This is a genomic window from Dichotomicrobium thermohalophilum (genome assembly GCF_003550175.1).
GTDB lineage: Bacteria > Pseudomonadota > Alphaproteobacteria > Rhizobiales > Rhodomicrobiaceae > Dichotomicrobium > Dichotomicrobium thermohalophilum.
On the sequence record NZ_QXDF01000001.1, the window covers coordinates 1,184,498 to 1,200,377 of the forward strand.

Here is a 15,880-nt window from a genome sequence, read left to right on the forward strand (position 1 = left end):
GACCGCCAGTTTCGTTTTGCGCCATGCAGTCTAGCACGAATGAGCGGTGTTCGCGCAGTGGATGCGGCAATTTTGTGGCGCTAAGCGCCGTATCGGGCGGGCAGCGAGATGGTGGAGGGCACCTCGCCGGCGACGAATTCCTTGCCGGGAAAATCTGCGCGCGTTGCCGCCTGAAGCGCTTCAATGAAGGCGGCGGCTACAGGGGCCATGTAGCGGCGCGGATCCCAGACGACCGACATCGCGCAGCCTAGCTGTCTGTCGCCGCGATACAGCCGGACGACGTTGGCGTGTAACTGTGCGAGCAGGACGGTCGAGGGAATGATCGCGGTGCCAAGCCCGGCTGCCACGAAGGCGAGGAGACAGTGCGGGCTGGCGCTTTGCATCATCGCTGCCGGTTGGATGCCGGCCGCTTCGCAGGCGCTGTCAAAAAGCTGGCGCGTCATGAAGTGCCGGCGCATCAGCAAGAGGTTCTCGCCCGAAAGCGCGGTCACATCCAGCCAGGAACGCCCCAGATGGGGGCTGTCGGATGGCAACACCGCCAGCACGCCAAGCGGAAACAGTTCCCGTCCGGCCAGCGGCGAGCCCGCCACACGACCGGCGATCGCTAGGTCGAGCCGGCTGCGTTCGATCTGTTCGGAAAGGCGTGCCGAGCCGTCTTCGACCAGGGTGATCTCGACGTCAGGAAAGTCTTCCTGAAAGCCGGGCAAGAAGGGTGCAAGCACGCTTTCCAGCGTCTGCGGTGTCGCGCCGATGCGCAGCCGCCCCGCCGAGCCGCCCGAAAGTTCGCCGGCGCGGCGCGTGATGGCGTCCGCATCGCTCAGCACCGTCTGGCAGCGCTGCAGCAACTCCTCTCCCGCAGCGGTGAGCGCAATCGTGCGGCCGAGCCGGTCGAAGAGGCGCACACCCAGTTCCTCCTCGAAGAGCTGAATTTGGCGCGAAAGGGCGGACTGGCTGATGTTCAGCCGCTCCGAGGCGCGGGAGTAGCTCAGCTCTTCGGCCACCGCCGCGAAATAGCGCATCTGCCGCAAATCCATGGGCCACTCATATCAGAATTCGATAGGTCAGCGAAGAAAATTGCATTGGACAAATAGTTGGGCTTGCAAGCACACTCGTGTTCACAAAAACGTGAACTTAAGGCGCAGGCGCGTCAGCGCCTGCCAATCAGACCAAGTCAACGGGTCACGAACGATGCACCGGGAAACGCCTCAACAGACCGAACTGCGTGCCCGCGCGGCGCATTTTGCAAATGATCAGGTCGCGCCGCACATCGCGGAGATGGACCGGACGAACGAATATCCCTGGCACATCGTCGAAGGGCTCGCCCGCGAAGGGTTCATGGGAATGACCATCCCGCAAGCCTATGGCGGCGGCGGGCGGAGCCTGATGGACATGGTCGTGGTCGTGGAGGAACTCGCGAAGGTGTTCGGCACGATCGCGCGCATCGTGGTGGACGCCAACACCGCGATTCCGAAGGCCATACTGGAACACGGCACCGAAGAACAGAAGCGGACCTGGCTCCCGAAAATCGTGAAGGGCGACAAGCCGGCCATTGCGATTACCGAGCCGGAGGCTGGCTCGGCGGCCACGTCCATGACCACCAGCGCCGTGCGCGAGGGCGAGGATATCGTCCTGAACGGCAAGAAGTGCTGGATCACCGGCGCGGGCGTTTCGCGCACCTACCTTGTTTTCGCGCGCTTTGGCGAGACGCCGGGCGCCGAGGGCATCGGCGGCGTATTGGTCAGCGCCGACACGCCGGGGCTGTCCGTGGCTCGCGTGCCAATGATGATGGGCCTGCGCGGGATGCCGGAGGGCGAGGTTGTTTTCGAGCATTGCCGCGTGCCGGCGGAAAACCTGCTCGTCCCGCCGGGGGACGGCTTCAAGAAACTCATGCGCTGCTACAATCTGCAGCGGGTCGGTGCGGCGACGGTGGCGCTGGGTATCGCTCAAGGGGCGCTCGACCTCGCAGTGGATTACGCCGCTGCGCGCAAGCAGTTCGGTCAGCCCATCGGCGATTTTCAGGGCATCCGCTGGAAGCTGGCCGACATGCACATCAAGCTGGAGTCCGGTCGAATGCTCGTGCACCGCGCGGCGAGCGAGCTGACCAATGGCTACCCCAACAAGGTGAACGCCGCGCTTGCCAAGGTCTCGACCGCCGAGGCAGCCATCGAGGTGACCAACGCGGCGCTGCAGATCCACGGCGCGAACGGCTATTCCTGCGATTATCCGGTCGAGCGGATGGTACGCGATGCGCGGATGTTTGCCATCGGCGGCGGCACCGCGGAGATGCAGCGCAACCTGATCGGTGAAGAGCTGATAACGCAGCGCGCCAAGCGGCTGAAGGATGTCGCTTAGCGACGGTTGTCCCGTCATTGCGAGCGAAGCGACGCAATCCAGCGTCTAATGTCTCGCTCGGGGGCTAGATTGCTTCGGCCTGGCGGCCTCGCAATGACAAGTGGCGCCTCCGCGACCGCTAGTCGCTACGGGGCGGGCGGCCCAGCTCCTTTTCGACTTCCAGCACGTCGCGCGTTGTCTGCAGTACGCTGTCGGCATTGAGGCTCATCGAGTCGATTCCGATCTCGACAAGGAACCGCGCGATCTCCGGGTAGTCCGACGGCGCCTGCCCGCAGATGCCGATGTGCTTGCCGCTCGCGTGTGCGCCCTCGACCGCCATGCGTATCAGCTTGAGCATGCCGGGATCGCGCTCATCGAAGTCGAAGGCGACCAGCCCGGAATCGCGATCGACGCCGAGCGTGAGCTGGGTCAGGTCGTTCGAGCCGATGGAGAAACCGTCGAACAACTCGGCGAAGGCCTCTGCCTGCAGCACGTTGTTGGGGATCTCGCACATCACGTAGATTTCCAGGCCGTTCTCGCCGCGTTTCAGGCCGTGCTCAGCCATTGCCTCCAGCACGCGCTCCGCCTCATCGACCCGGCGGCAGAACGGGATCATGAGCCGGACATTGGTCAGCCCCATCGTCTCGCGCACGCGCTTCATGGCCGCACACTCCAGCCCGAAGCCCTCGGCATAGTCGGGATGGGCGTAGCGCGAGGCGCCGCGAAAGCCGAGCATCGGGTTCTCTTCCTCTGGCTCAAAGAAGCGCCCGCCGATGAGCCGCGCATATTCGTTCGTCTTGAAGTCGGACATGCGCACGATCACCGGCTCGGGGTAGAAGGCCGCCGCAATGGTCCCGACACCTTCGGACAGCCGCTCGATGAAGAAATCCGCCGGCCTGTCATAGCCCCGGGTCAGCCGCGCGATCTCGTCGCGTGCGCGCTCGTCCTCCACCTTCTCTGGGTGGAGCAGCGCCATCGGATGAACCTTGATGTATTCGTTGATGATGAATTCCATCCGCGCCAGGCCCACGCCGTCATTCGGCAGGAAGCTGAGCTGAAAGGCCGATTCCGGGTTGCCGACATTGATCATGATATGCGTGGCCGGACGCGCCAGCCCGCTCAGGTCGGTCTCCTGCGTTTCGTAGGCGAGCGCACCCTGATACACGCGGCCGACATCGCCCTCCGCGCAGGACACCGTGACCTCGCCGGCGTCGGCCAGCTTTTCGCCCGCGTCTTCCGCGCCGACGACCGCCGGAATGCCGAGTTCGCGCGCCACGATGGCCGCGTGACAGGTCCGCCCGCCCCGCGCCGTCACGATCGCCGCGGCGGTCTTCATCACCGGCTCCCAGTCCGGCGTGGTGCTGTCGGCCACGAGCACTTCCCCTGGCTTGAAGTCCGCAAGGTGCTGTGCATCCGGGATCACATGCGCCTTGCCGGTCGCGATCCGGTTGCCGACGGCGCGGCCCTTCGCCAGCACCGGCCCGCGCTCCTGGATATGGTAGGTCTTGAGGATCTCCCCCTTGCGCTGCGAGGCGACGGTCTCCGGCCGGGCTTGCACGATATAGAGTTGGCCGTCCTTGCCGTCCTTGGCCCATTCGATGTCCATCGGCCGGTCCTCGCCAGCCTGCGTGCTGTAATGCTTGGCGATGGCGATGGCCTGCCCGGCGAGGTCGAGCACATCCGCGTCCGAGATGCTGTAGCGTTGTTGATCGGCTTCGGGCGTCGGGAGATTGCGGGTCTGCTCGCGCGTGTGCCCTGTCGCGTAGACCATTTTCATCTGCTTGCCGCCAAGCCGCCGGCGCAGGACCGCTCGGTGGCCCTGTTCATAGGTCGGCTTGTGGACGTAGAATTCGTCCGGGTCGATGGTCCCCTGTACGACGTTCTCGCCGAGGCCGTAGGCGGCATTGATGAAGACCACGTCCTTGAAGCCCGTCTCGGTATCCAAGGAGAACATCACGCCGGCCGCGGCAAGGTCGGAGCGCACCATCTTCATCACGCCGATCGACAGCGCGACCTTGAAGTGATCGAAGCCGCGCTCGGCGCGGTAGCTGATGGCCCGGTCGGTGAAGATCGAGGCGAAGCAGCGCCGGCAGGCGTCGAGCAGCATCTCGTCGCCCTTGACGTTCAGATAGGTGTCGTGCTGCCCGGCAAAGCTGGCGCTCGGCAGGTCTTCGGCGGTGGCGGAGCTGCGCACGGCGAGGCTGAGGTCATCGCCGTATTCCGCTCGCAGCTTGGCGTAGGCTTCCGTGATTTCGTGGCGCAGCGTCTCGTTCATCCCGGCGCCGTAGACCAATTCGCGCGCAGTCGCTGCGCGCTCGGCCAGCGCCGTCACATCCGACTTGTCGAGATCGTCGAGGAGTTCATGCAGCCTATCCCACGCGCCGGCCTCGGTGAGCATTTCGTAATAGGCGTCGGCGGTGATGGCGAAGCCGTTGGGCACCCGCACGCCCAGCGGTGTCAGTTCGCGGTACAGCTCGCCGATCGAGGCATTCTTCCCCCCGACGAGCGGGACATCGTCCAGCCCCAGCTCGGAGAACCAGCGGATGTAGCGGGCGGTGGGCATGGGCCGGCCTTACTCCGACTCATCCACCCAGCGGTCTTTGAACTTCTCCATGAGTTGCGGCATGGTCGTGTATTCCATCTCGTCCAGGCCGAGACGGTGCGGCTCGAATGGCCCGTGGCGGCGCAGATAATCCGCGACCTCGTTGGCTTGCGCGCGGGCGCGGTCGAAGGCCGGGTCGGCGAACATGTCGCGCGCGCCGATGAGCTTGCCCTCGGCGACCTGGAAACCAGCGGCGATGACCCGCGGCGGACCGTCGAAGCGCGACGGCGTGGCGTCCTCGAAGCTGCACGGCATGAGCGGCCCATGATGCGAGCCGCGCATCCAGCCTTCCGCCGTATGGGCGAAGGTGAATGGCTCCAGCGTCTCGCCCACCGCCGGCAGCCCGGACTGGCAGCGGGTCACGAGCACAGGGTCATCCTTGCCCACATATTTGCCGGCGATCAGGCTGAGCCGTTGCGTTGACGCCGAGGCCGCGATCATCCCGTCCATGCGGCGATAGACATGCTTGATCATGTACCGGCGCGGCGCGCCGATGAACATGAGCATCTCGTACATCTCTTCCGGGCAGACGAAGCGGATGCTCTTGTGATCGATCACATCCATGACCTCGAACTCGAAGCCCTGGTGCATCTTGGTGTCGATCACGAGACCCGGCGAATTGAACGGGTTGGCGTAGATGTTGAACAGCGGCAGGTTCCATGCGCCGGGTGAGGTCTTGTCGGCCATGAACACGATGACCGGTTCGCTCGGGCGCTCCTCGAATTCCATCTCCGCGACGCCCGGGCCCATGCCCGTGATATTGCCCGCGAAGGTATCCGACAGCAGGTCCTGACCCGCGCCGTAAAGCTTCAGGCTCTTGGCGGTTTCGGTGCAGGCGACGAAGGTGTCCCACGCGAACTGGTGAACCTCGCTGTTATCGACGCCGTGCCGGTGCGTCATGATGAGCTGCAGGTCGTCGCCGCAGTTCGTCACGTAGGCATCTATGAGCAGCCCGGAACTGATCGCCTCGGCGGTCTGCTTGCGCGCGGTTTCCAGCAGTTCGGGGTGGACGTTGGAGTGGCCGACATAGCCGCCCACATCGGCCTTGATGACGCTGAATGTGAGAAGATCAGCCATCTGCAACCTCGCTTTCGATGGACGTTCCCTTAACAATAGCCTACGCGCACGGACCGTGGGCGGTCCTTTACGGTTGTTAAGGCGCGCCGCTAGCTCAGCGGGCGTTCAAGCGTCTTGCCGGGCCGGATCGTGCAGGGTTCGCCGTTGATGAAGACCTCGGCCGGCTCCTTGGCGTAGTGCGCCGCGTGCAGCCGGATCGCGTCTCGCCCGATATGCACGTCCAGTTCGTTGTTCTGGTAAACCATCGTGAAGGAGAGCTCGTTGAGCTCGTCCGGCAGACAGGGATGCAGCCACAGGCGCCCGTGGCGCAGTTCCATGCCGGCATAGCATCGCTGGATGATGTCCACCGTGGCGGCCATGGCGCCGAGATGGATGCCCTCGTGGGTGGTGCTGTTTTCCCGGTAGGCGACGTCGTTCCTGAGCGCCTCGTGGAACAGTCGCCAGGAGCGTTCGCGGTCGGCGCGTGCCAGCACCCAGGAATGGACAACGCGGCTGAGCGACGAGCCGTGCGCGGTGCGCCTGAGATAATACTCGACATTGCGCGGGATCGAGGCCGGGTCGAAGTCATAGCCGAGCTGGTGCAGAAGGGCGGTGAGCTGTTCCGCGGAGAAAAGGTAGAACAGCATCAGCACATCGGCCTGTTTCGAGAGCTTGTAGCGGTTCGGTGTATCGCCTTCGGCCTCCAGGATACGGTCGAGCCGCTCGATCGTGTCGTATTTCTCGCGGTAGCCCTCCCAGTCGAACTCCTTCAGCGTTTCATACCCCTCGAACTGGCTGATGAGTCCATCGTCGTGGAACGGCACGAACATCTTGTGTTTGATGTCGGCCCAGTGATCCAGCTCGTCATCCGTAAGCGCGATGTCCTCGCGGATTTCCTGCCGCCAGCCCGGTGGCAAAAGGTCCAGGCACTCCTGGGCCGTGCTGAGGCACCAGACCGCCATGATGTTCGTGTAGGCGTTGTTGTCGATGCCGGGGGTTTCGGCGTCAGGATAGCCGTCGTGGTACTCGTCCGGGCCCATCACGCCCCGGATCTCATATCGCTCGCGCGAAGGGTTCCATTGCGTGAGGCTGGCCCAGAACCGCCCGATCTCCAGAAGCATCTCGGCCCCGCAGCGGCGCAAAAACTGGATATCCGACGTGGCCTGATAGTGCTGCCAGACATTGTAGGCGATGGCCGCGCTGACATGCCGCTGGAGGTGGGTGTTGTCAGGTATCCAGCGGCCCGATTTCGGGTTGAGATGCAGCCGCTGGCTTTCTTCCCGGCCATTGCTGCCGCTCTGCCAGGGGTACATGGCGCCCTTGAAGCCGGCCTGCCTGGCCAGACGGCGGGCTGCGTCAAGCCGGCGATGGCGATAGTCGATCAGCGCCCGTGCAATCTCGGGAAAGCGGATGTTGAAGAAGGGAAAAATGAACAACTCATCCCAGAAGACGTGCCCGCGATACGCCTCGCCATGCAGGCCTCGCGCCGGAACGCCCGCGTCAAATTCCACCGTGTTCGGCGACATTACCTGCAGCAGGTGAAAGGCGTGCAGGCGCAGTAACTTGGTCGGGTGGTCGATGCCACCGTCGCGGATGGCGATTTCGGCGCGCTGCCACAGCCGGTCCCAGGCATCGGCATGGCTGCGCTCCAGATCGGGGAAGCGCGGGGCGCGCTCGACCGCGTTGCAGGCTTCTAGAGCGGCCTCGGAAATCGCCGTGTCGCGGGAAGTGTAGAGCGCAACGATCTTCTCGACGCTGACCGGCCGGCCTTCCTGAAGCGCAAAGTTCAGGTCTTCCGCGACATGACCGGCTTCGCTGGTGAGCGTCCGCGTGCAATCGATCGCCGTGCCATTGCGGTAAACGGTCGTGCGTGCGGCTTGCGCCATCTCGATGCGCGATTGCTTGGTGCGCACGCGCAGCCAGATCGGCGTCTCCTCGCCGTTGCCCTGACCGGTCGGCTCCAGATGATCGCCGCGCAGATCGCCGTAGCGCGCGACGCCACTGTTTGTTACCCGACCGTCGAGTGCGGAGCGAAGCTGAACCGGGCCCGACCAGTTTTCGGCGGTGATGATCGTCTTGATCCCGGCGTAGTGGCGCGCGGTCATGTGGACGAAGCGCCGGCTCTCGATACGCGTGCGTCGCCCCTGTGCGTCTTCGATGCGCAACGTGCGCAAGAGCAGGCCGTGGCGCAGGTTTAGCTCCAGGCGATAGTCGAGGATGTTTGCTTTCGTCAGCTCCAGCCAGTCACCGTCTTCGGGCCGGAAGTTGAGCGGCAGCCAGTTGGGGAAATTGACCAGGTCCTCGTTCTCGATAACCTCCCCGGCGATGTGCGTCTTCAGCCGGTCGTAGCCGCCCGCGAGATACGTGCCCGGATAGTGGACATCGTCCGCGCTTGCCTCCTGCGCCGCGCCCCGCGTGGCGAAATAGCCGTTGCCGAGCGTGCACAGGGCCTCGCGTAGGCCCTCTTGCTCCGGCGCGAAGCCGTCGCAGACCAGCGACCACTGGTGCCGGTCGCGATCCGGGTTCGCCGGCGCATCGACGACGATCCGCCCGAAATCGCTGACCACCACATCCGCGCCATGGCGCATGAGCGCGTGCCCGGCTTCCTGCCGATCGACGCCGATAACCAGACCGAAGCCGCCCCGGCGGCCCGCCTCGACCCCCACCAGCGCATCCTCGAAGACGATGCTGCGGCGCGGTGCTGCCTCCAGCCGGCGCGCGCATTCGACAAAGCTGTCCGGCGCCGGTTTGCCTTGCAGGTTGGACTCTGCGATGTCCACGCCGTCAACGCGGGCATCGAACAGGTTTTCCAGCCCGGCCGCCTCGACGATCAGTGCGCCGTTCCGGCTTGCGGTGACCATTCCGACCTTGATGCCGGCCGCCCGCAGCTTGCGGATCAGTGCGGGCGCGTCCTCGAACACCTTGACGCCTTCGCTCGCAACGGCTTCCCGGAAATGCGCGTTCTTGGCGTTGCCGAGCGCGCAGATTGTGTCCATGCCGGGCGCATCGGACGGATCGCCACAGGGCAGGGTGATGCCGCGCGAGTCGAGGAAGCTCTGCACACCCTCGTAGCGCGGCCGGCCGTCGACGTAGCCATAATAGTCGCGCTCGATTTGGAAAGGCTGGAAGTCCGGTCCCTGCCGCTGACGCAGGAAAGCATCGAACAGGCGCTTCCACGCACTGGCATGTGTCCGGGCCGTGTCGGTGATGACGCCGTCGAGGTCGAAGATGGCCGCGTCGAAGTGGTCGGCAGAGATCGCGATGGTTTCGGTCGCCGGCATAGCGGTAGCCTGAATATCCCCTTGTCTGTTGACGCACAATAACACGGAGCGGGGCGGGCGCGTTCCGGAAAGGTGTGAGGGTTAAGGGCCGGACGCCGTGCGATGACCGAAAACCAGGCGGACGAGCAGGGCACGGATGCTCTCTGCCACCCCGCCCACGAGCAGACCCCAGAATGGGTCAAAGACGGCCGTCACCCCCGCGGTGATGGCAATAACCGGCCAACAGGAGGGGCGGGAGTCGAACAGCCGCTTGCTGATGGCCAGTTCGCCCGCCGCGAAGAGCAGGAGTGCGCCCAGTCCGGCCGCCGGGATCGCCGCAAACATCATTGCGGCAATCTCTGCGGGGGCAAGCGCCAGCCCGAGGAATGCCAGCCCCAGAATGAGCGGCGCCGCGCCGCTGCGCGCGCCAAAGCGGTAATGCGCCGCCAGCCCGCCCGCGCCGTGACACATGGGTAGCGCGCCAAACGGCGCCAGGGCGATATTCGCCAGACCGCTGGTCGTTGCCAGCCGCCGGGTCGTCACGTGCTCAGCCTCCTTGCCGAAATAGTCGCCAGCGATCAGCGCGGTGAGCAGCACGGCGTTGGTGAGCGTGAGCGCGAGTTGCGGCAGAACGAGCTGAGAGACCGCGCCCTCAAGTTCAGCCACTGATGGCCACAATTCCCGGAGCGAGAGCGTCTGGACGGCCCCAAGCGCGGCATTCTGCACGCCGAACACCTGCCCCAGCACGATCGCAACGGCGACACCGAGCAGCGCAGTCGGCAGCTTCGGCGCGACGAACATCAGCGCGAGCACGGCGAGCACCACGCCCCCGATCGCCGGGTGGCCGGCCATCAGCTCCAGCGCCACCGCGCCCAGCGCCAACCCCAGCCCAAGCTGCAAACCGGCAATGATGGACTGTGGCACGATCCGCGCGAACCGTGTGATCAGCCCTGTTAGCCCGAGCACCAGCAGCACAACGCCCGTCAAAACGCCGCCCGCCGCCAGCATCGCCGGAGTCACTGCGCCCGTCATTGCGATCGCGGCCATCGCTTTCATGGGCTGCACCGGCACCGGCAGCCGGTAGATCAGCGCTGTCGCGACGTAGAACAGCCCGAAGCCCGCCAGCACGCCTGCCGGCGCAAGCCCCGCGACCGCGATCGCGCCCAGAGCCAGTGGCAAAAGCGTGCCGAGGTCGCCGAGCGCGCCGCTCAGCTCCTGCGCGGACCAGCGATAAGGGGTGCCGCGATCGACAGTCACATCCTCACTCCGGATCGTTCTTTAGAATCATTTTGACCAGCCTCGGCCGGGTGATGCAACGCTTTCGCTCAGATGGACGCAGAAGACAAAATTCTGCATAACACTGCAGGCTTGCGCAGAGTTGGAAGTGCTCGGCCTTTCGATTGGCCACGGACAGGCAAGGGCGGCAATGTTAGGCTGCACGGCAGAACCGAACCCGAACCAGTGAGGGGGCGATGACCGTTCAGGATATTCCCGTTGTGGTGTTCGCCGCCGGCAGCCTCGAGGCACCGCTCAATCGAATCGCTGACAGTTTCACGGCGGCCTTTCACGACAAGGTGCAACCCTATTTCGGCCCGTCCGGCGTGCTGCGCCAGGAGATTGAATGGGGGGAGACGGCGCATGTCTTTGCGTCCGCGAACATGGAACACCCCGGCGCGCTCGAAGCCGAGGGCGGGGGCGGCCCGGTGGCGCTGTTTGCGCGAAATGCGCTGTGCGCGCTGGCGCGCGGGGACATGACGGTGACGCCGGATACGCTGCTCGATGTCCTGCTGAAGGATGACATTACCGTGGGTATCTCGACGCCGAAGGCCGACCCGTCAGGTGATTATGCCCTGGCGATGTTCGAACGGGCTGAGGCGGTCGCGCCCGGCGCTGCGGATCGCCTGAAAGCCAAGGCGCTGACGCTCACCGGCGCGCCGGAGAGCACCCCGCCGCCTGAAGGGCACAACCCCTACGCCTGGGTGATCGAGGAGGGCGCGGCCGATATCTTCCTGACTTACCGCACCAATGCCGCGCGGGCCGTCGTGCAGAAGCCCGACCTGCAAATGGTCGCGCTGCCACCGCAACTCGCCGTGAGTGCCGACTATGGCCTTATGGTGATGAACGGCGCGCCCGAGGCGGCCTGGCGCTTCGCGCTCTATGTCCTCTCGCCGGCCGGCCAGGCCATCCTCGCCGAATACGGGTTCGATGCCGTCAACCTGCCCCAAGGAGACCGCTAGATGATGCGACTGGCCGTCCTCTTCGCGATCCTGCTCATCGCGATCCCCGCCGAGGCCCGCACCGTGACCGACAGCGCGGGCCGCGCGGTGGAGGTGCCAGAGGAGATCAACACCGTCTTTGCCGCCGGCCCGCCCGCGGCGATCTTCCTTTATGTCCTGAAGCCGGAGGCGATGACTGGCTGGCCCCGCGCGCTGAAACCCGATGAGCGGCCCTTCATCGCCGCGCCATATCGCGACCTGCCGGAGACCGGGCGGCTCACCGGGCGCGGCGGCGAGGCCAATCTCGAACGGGTTCTGGAGATCGCGCCAGACTTGATCTTCGACTTCGGCTCGGTGCGCGACACCTATATCGACCTGGCCAATCGCGTGCAGGCGCAAACCGGCATTCCCTACGTACTGATCGACGGGCGCTTCGAGAGTACGCCGGAGGCGCTGCGGCTGATGGGCGAGATACTCGGCGTGCCGGAGCGTGGCGAGCGGCTGGCGCGCGATGTCGAGGAGACCTTCGCCCGGATCGACCAAATCGTTGCTGAGCTGCCGGAGGAGGAGCGCCCGCGGGTCTATCTGGCGCGCGGCCCCAACGGGCTGGAGACCGGCACGCGCGGCTCGATCAACACCGAGATCATCGAACGCGCGGGCGGCATAAACGTCGCCGATGCGCCGGGGCGCGGGCGGATCGTGCAGGCCTCGATCGAGCAGGTGATCGTTGCCAACCCGGACACCATCGTCACCTGGGACCCGACCTTCTACAAGAATGTCTGGGACAATCCGCTCTGGCAGGGCATCGAGGCGGTCAAGCGCGAGCGCGTCTATCTCGCGCCGTCCGCGCCGTTCGGCTGGATCGACCGGCCGCCCTCCATTAACCGCATGATGGGCCTGAAATGGATGGCCGCGACGCTCTATCCCGACCGGTGGGAGGGCGACCTCGCCAAGGAAGTCAAAGATTTCTACAGCCTGTATTATCATATCGACCTCAGTGACGAGAAACTGAACACGCTGCTTGAATGGGCCAAGGGACGACCGCCACAGTAAGCCGCGCCCGCGCCGGGGGCTTGAGCCTCGGGGTGACGCTCGCGGGCGCGCTAGCGCTGCTCGCGCTGGCGGCGTTGATGATTGGGCCGTATCAGCTTTCGCCGGGCCAGGTCCTCGGCGCGCTGATCGGCACGGGCAATGCCCAAGCGGAAATCGTCGTGTGGAACGTACGCCTGCCGCGGGTGGCGGCGGCGCTGCTGGTCGGCGCGGCGCTGGCGGCGGCGGGGGCCTCCTATCAGGCGCTGTTCCGCAATCCGCTGGTCTCGCCGGATATTCTCGGCGTCTCCGCCGGCGCGGGGCTGGGCGCGGTGCTCGGCATCTTTCTGTCGCTGCCGGTGCTCGGCATCCAGCTTTCGGCCTTTGCGGGCGGTCTGGGCGCGGTCGGGCTGGTTCTGGTGGTGGCGAGTGCGGTTCGCCACGGGGACCGGACGCTCATCCTCGTGCTGACCGGCGTCGTGGTCGGCGCGCTGGCGGGCGCGGCAACATCGCTCGTGAAGGTCCTGGCCGATCCTTACGATCAGCTTCCGGCGATCACATTCTGGCTGCTCGGCTCGCTGGCGGCGGTCACGCCCGCTGATGTCGCGCCGGCGATCCTGCCGGTCACAGTGGGGTTGGCGGCGCTGGGGTTATTGCGCTGGCGGATCAACGTGCTCGGCATGGGGGATGAAGAGGCGCGCGCGCTCGGTGTCGAGGCCGGGCGGCTGCGGCTGTGGACCATCGCGGCCGCGACGCTTGTGACCGCGAGCGTCACGGCGGTCGCAGGCGTGATCGGCTGGGTCGGGCTGGTCATTCCGCATATCGGGCGCATGCTGGTCGGGCCGGGCTTCGGCCGGCTCTTGCCTGTCTCCGCAGCGGTCGGCGCGGGCTACCTGCTCGTCGTTGACACGCTCGCGCGTACCATCGCGGCGACGGAAGTACCGCTGGGTATTCTCACGGCGGTGATTGGCGCGCCGTTCTTCATCTGGCTGCTGGCGCGCGGCCGGCGCGGGTGGTCGTGATGCTGGAAGCCCGCGACCTGGCAATCGGCCACGGAGGCAAGGCGATCGGCGCTGGCCTTTCGCTCGATGTGCGCCCCGGTGAAATCCTCTGCCTCCTTGGCCCGAATGGCTGCGGCAAGACCACGCTGTTCAAGACTCTTCTCGGCCTGATCCCGGCGCTTGGCGGGCAGGTGCGAGTCGATGGCGCGTCGCTGGCGGGGCTGAGCCGCGCGCAGATCGCCCAGGCCGTCGCATACGTCCCGCAACAGCACGCGCCGCCATTTCCCTACGAAGCGATCGAGATCGTGCTGATGGGCCGCACGGCGCGGCTCGGCGCATTCGCCCAGCCCGGCGCGGCGGACCGGCGGGTGGCCGAGGCATCGCTGGAGCGGCTGGGGATCGCCGATCTTGCGGGGCGGGACTATTCGCGGCTGTCAGGCGGGCAGCGCCAGCTTGTGCTGATTGCCCGCGCGCTGGCGCAGGAAGCGCCGCTGGTCGTGATGGACGAGCCAACGGCGAGCCTCGACTTCGGCAACCAGGCCCGCGTCCTGGCGGAAGTCGCCAAGCTGGCGCGCGATGCCGAGAGCGAAGAGCGCGGCGTGATCCTGTCCACGCATGACCCGGACCAGGCGTTTGCGCTCGGTGCGGACGTGCTGCTCATGCGAGACGGGGCGATCGTCGGCCGCGGGCGGCCCGAGGAGGCGCTGACCGGCGAGTCCCTGAGCGCCGTTTACGGCGTGCCGGTCAGCGTGGAGCGCACCGAAAGCGGAAGGCTGGTCTGCGCGCCCGCGCTTCGTCATTCCGCGCCGAGCATGACTTGCGACGCCTTGATGATGACGTAGACTTCCTTGCCTTCCGACAGGCCGAGGTCCGCGACCGCGTCGCTCGTGACCATTGAGGTGAGCACGTTGCCCCCTCCGATATCGACCTGAACCTGGCTGTTCACCGGACCTTCCTTGATGCTGCTGACTGTGCCCTTGAGCCTGTTGCGCGCACTGAGCTTCATGTTCCTCGTCTCCTCAATCGTTGTCTGAACAGTGCGTACCCTGCCGGGCCGCAGGCTTGGACCTCGGCAAGCGGATGCTGCAGGTCAAGATACCAGGACGTCTCCGACGGGGTTGCCCACGCCCTATCAACATCTTTAACGGGTTTGGCCTTCCCAGTAAGTCGCAGCGTGCCTGCCCCGAAGGCGCTGCCCCAAGCCCTTGTCATCTCGGGACGCAAGTGGTCGGAAGGCTCATGGAATTCTAAGTCTGCGTCCACACTCACGCCGTTTTTGATCGGTCCGCGCTATCGTTTCTCGCTCAATCCGCGTATAGTCCTTTCATAGATCGTTAAAAGCTTGTCGAAGTGACGAGCTTGTTGCGTCCCCCGGTTCCTGGAGATTTGGCGATGTGGCGCCCCGTTGCGTTATCCGCGTTTCTAGCACTGCTTTTCATGTCTTCCCGCTCCGGTCAGCCACCGGTTGAGACCACCACAAACGATCTGGCGAAGACGGATTTCGGCGCTTCGGCCTCGCAGGAGCACACCGAGCCGGTGCCGGTGAAAATCGACCTCTCGCAATCATCGGCGCACGAAAAAAGCCCGCCACAGCAGCAGACCGCCGACACCGTGCCGGATGCGGAATCGCCCGAGACGTCTGATGCGCCCGTGGCGGTCGCCAGCGTCGGCGCGATCGAAAGCAAGACAATTCCGCTGCCCGAACCGAAAACCGATTCCTCTGCGGCTGGTACGCGCGTCGTCGTGACCCAAGGCGAGCAGAAAACGGCCCTGACGACCGGGGAGGAGGCGTTGCGGCTCATGCCACCGGGGCCGGATTTCGCCGCAGAAGTACAGAAAGAGCTTGCGCGGATCGGCTGCTATCGCGGCAGCGTAGACAATATCTGGGGGCCGATGAGCCGAAACGCCGTGGCCCGCTTCAATCGGGTGGCGCAGTCGAAACTTCCGCTGAAACAGCCCACGCGCGCGCTGTTGAGCTCGATACGAAAGGCGCCTGACGACTATTGTAATGGGGGTGGCGAGGCCGGATCGCAGGTTGCCGCGCTGGATCCGGGGGCCGGTCTTGAGGATCTGAAGAACCGGCCGTCCTATCTGCCGCCATGGATGCGCGGCGAGCCGATGCCCGAGCCGGATGAGGAGCAGGCTGAAGCCGAAGGCGGCGCCCAGGCGACACCGAGTGCCAGCGAGACAAGCGCCCGGGAGCCCAGGGCCAGGACGAGACGTCAAGAGCGTGCGCGCGCGCGGTCAAGGCAGGTAAGGCAGCGGCGGGTTCGCCAGCGCCAGGCGCGGCGCGCTAACCGTTACCGGTCCCGGTCGTCGTTCCAAAATACGCTCCGCGGCTGGCCGGGATCAGGCACTGGCCGGTGAGCCGCTGCCAAGTCGACC

The 15,880-nt window shown here is 65.6% G+C and carries 12 protein-coding genes; 6 read left to right on the forward strand and 6 right to left on the reverse strand.

Annotated features, from left to right (window positions below):
* Positions 1–80: 80 nt before the first annotated feature.
* On the reverse strand, positions 81–1,034 hold the full coding sequence (locus tag BXY53_RS05385) for a LysR family transcriptional regulator (RefSeq protein ID WP_119060845.1): 954 nt from the start codon (positions 1,032–1,034) through the stop codon (positions 81–83).
* Positions 1,035–1,188: 154 nt separating this feature from the next.
* Here BXY53_RS05385 and BXY53_RS05390 point away from each other — a divergent pair, with 154 nt between their 5' ends.
* The gene (locus BXY53_RS05390; protein WP_119060846.1) at positions 1,189–2,352 is read left to right on the forward strand and encodes an acyl-CoA dehydrogenase family protein; all 1,164 of its coding nucleotides are present in this window, start codon (positions 1,189–1,191) and stop codon (positions 2,350–2,352) included.
* Positions 2,353–2,470: 118 nt separating this feature from the next.
* Here the strand turns inward: BXY53_RS05390 and ppsA are convergent, their stop codons facing one another.
* The 4 genes from ppsA to BXY53_RS05410 all read right to left on the reverse strand — a co-directional run bounded on the left by ppsA (position 2,471) and on the right by BXY53_RS05410 (position 10,506).
* Positions 2,471–4,894 (reverse strand): phosphoenolpyruvate synthase, encoded by a 2,424-nt coding sequence (ppsA, locus tag BXY53_RS05395; RefSeq protein ID WP_119060847.1) that lies wholly within the window; start codon positions 4,892–4,894, stop codon positions 2,471–2,473.
* Between the two features lie 9 nt (positions 4,895–4,903).
* Positions 4,904–6,010, reverse strand: a complete 1,107-nt coding sequence (fbp, locus tag BXY53_RS05400) for a fructose-1,6-bisphosphate aldolase/phosphatase (RefSeq protein ID WP_119060848.1) — start codon at positions 6,008–6,010, stop codon at positions 4,904–4,906.
* A gap of 89 nt (positions 6,011–6,099) precedes the next feature.
* Complete coding sequence (locus BXY53_RS05405; RefSeq protein ID WP_119060849.1) at positions 6,100–9,270, reverse strand: beta-phosphoglucomutase family hydrolase; 3,171 nt, start codon at positions 9,268–9,270, stop codon at positions 6,100–6,102.
* Between the two features lie 81 nt (positions 9,271–9,351).
* The gene (locus BXY53_RS05410; protein ID WP_119060850.1) at positions 9,352–10,506 is read right to left on the reverse strand and encodes a putative sulfate/molybdate transporter; all 1,155 of its coding nucleotides are present in this window, start codon (positions 10,504–10,506) and stop codon (positions 9,352–9,354) included.
* A 215-nt stretch (positions 10,507–10,721) separates the two neighbouring features.
* On the opposite strand from BXY53_RS05410, the gene BXY53_RS05415 reads away from it, so the two are divergent.
* Genes BXY53_RS05415 through BXY53_RS05430 form a run of 4 tightly spaced genes read left to right on the forward strand, consistent with a single transcriptional unit; the run spans position 10,722 to position 14,337 of the window.
* Complete coding sequence (locus BXY53_RS05415; protein ID WP_119060851.1) at positions 10,722–11,486, forward strand: molybdate ABC transporter substrate-binding protein; 765 nt, start codon at positions 10,722–10,724, stop codon at positions 11,484–11,486.
* Positions 11,487–12,518: an iron ABC transporter substrate-binding protein gene (locus BXY53_RS05420; RefSeq protein ID WP_210209151.1), complete on the forward strand. Its 1,032-nt coding sequence runs from the start codon at positions 11,487–11,489 to the stop codon at positions 12,516–12,518.
* A complete protein-coding gene (locus BXY53_RS05425) occupies positions 12,491–13,516 on the forward strand; it encodes a FecCD family ABC transporter permease (RefSeq protein ID WP_119060852.1) in 1,026 nt (341 codons plus the stop codon). Before BXY53_RS05420 ends, BXY53_RS05425 begins: the two co-directional genes overlap by 28 nt.
* Entirely contained in the window at positions 13,513–14,337 is an 825-nt protein-coding gene (locus tag BXY53_RS05430) for an ABC transporter ATP-binding protein (protein WP_119061786.1), read from the forward strand. The genes BXY53_RS05425 and BXY53_RS05430 overlap by 4 nt, the downstream gene beginning before the upstream one ends.
* Here BXY53_RS05430 and BXY53_RS05435 read toward each other — a convergent pair.
* The gene (locus tag BXY53_RS05435) at positions 14,292–14,501 is read right to left on the reverse strand and encodes a TOBE domain-containing protein (RefSeq protein WP_119060853.1); all 210 of its coding nucleotides are present in this window, start codon (positions 14,499–14,501) and stop codon (positions 14,292–14,294) included. The genes BXY53_RS05430 and BXY53_RS05435 overlap by 46 nt on opposite strands.
* 431 nt (positions 14,502–14,932) lie before the next feature.
* Here BXY53_RS05435 and BXY53_RS05440 point away from each other — a divergent pair, with 431 nt between their 5' ends.
* Positions 14,933–15,862: a peptidoglycan-binding domain-containing protein gene (locus BXY53_RS05440; protein WP_119060854.1), complete on the forward strand. Its 930-nt coding sequence runs from the start codon at positions 14,933–14,935 to the stop codon at positions 15,860–15,862.
* Positions 15,863–15,880 lie beyond the last annotated feature (18 nt).

Coding starts and splice junctions, on each gene's coding strand:
- BXY53_RS05435 (WP_119060853.1), bottom strand. CDS start 14,501: ATGAAGCTCAGTGCGCGCAACAGGCTCAAGGGCACAGTCAGCAGCATC.
- BXY53_RS05415 (WP_119060851.1), top strand. CDS start 10,722: ATGACCGTTCAGGATATTCCCGTTGTGGTGTTCGCCGCCGGCAGCCTC.
- BXY53_RS05390 (WP_119060846.1), top strand. CDS start 1,189: ATGCACCGGGAAACGCCTCAACAGACCGAACTGCGTGCCCGCGCGGCG.
- fbp (WP_119060848.1), bottom strand. CDS start 6,010: ATGGCTGATCTTCTCACATTCAGCGTCATCAAGGCCGATGTGGGCGGC.
- BXY53_RS05425 (WP_119060852.1), top strand. CDS start 12,491: ATGGGCCAAGGGACGACCGCCACAGTAAGCCGCGCCCGCGCCGGGGGC.
- BXY53_RS05405 (WP_119060849.1), bottom strand. CDS start 9,270: ATGCCGGCGACCGAAACCATCGCGATCTCTGCCGACCACTTCGACGCG.
- BXY53_RS05440 (WP_119060854.1), top strand. CDS start 14,933: ATGTCTTCCCGCTCCGGTCAGCCACCGGTTGAGACCACCACAAACGAT.
- BXY53_RS05385 (WP_119060845.1), bottom strand. CDS start 1,034: ATGGATTTGCGGCAGATGCGCTATTTCGCGGCGGTGGCCGAAGAGCTG.
- ppsA (WP_119060847.1), bottom strand. CDS start 4,894: ATGCCCACCGCCCGCTACATCCGCTGGTTCTCCGAGCTGGGGCTGGAC.
- BXY53_RS05420 (WP_210209151.1), top strand. CDS start 11,487: ATGATGCGACTGGCCGTCCTCTTCGCGATCCTGCTCATCGCGATCCCC.